1 protein-coding gene is annotated in these 323 nt (G+C 49.5%); it reads right to left on the minus strand.

The window, feature by feature from the left end:
* Window positions 1-323 (minus strand): hypothetical protein (locus tag DBR32_RS15580; RefSeq protein ID WP_158605991.1); only part of this gene is annotated, 323 nt, incomplete at both ends.

Consider the following 323-nt stretch of genomic DNA (forward strand, 5'->3'; position numbering starts at 1 on the left):
TGGTAACGGCCGCGTCCAAAGGGCTGCTTACTTCAAAAATAAGGTCGATAGTGCTATAGGGTGACGCGGTCTTGATATAGTAATATTGTACCCCACCTGTACTGGTAACCTTAGGCAGGTTGGCCGTATTGAAAGAGACGGGGCCACCTGCATTTTGGCCAATCGTGCTGAAAGCTTTGACGATCACGCTGCTATCATGCCATTGATTTACCGGGATCAGGATCTCTGCAAATCCACCGTGAGCACGCTGAAAGCACACATCAGCTTTGGCTACCCCACACACATCAGCAGTGCCGGCCATATTCCATTGGTTTTGTGGTAAT

Origin of the sequence: Taibaiella sp. KBW10, from assembly GCF_003852495.1 — a bacterium.
GTDB lineage: Bacteria > Bacteroidota > Bacteroidia > Chitinophagales > Chitinophagaceae > Edaphocola.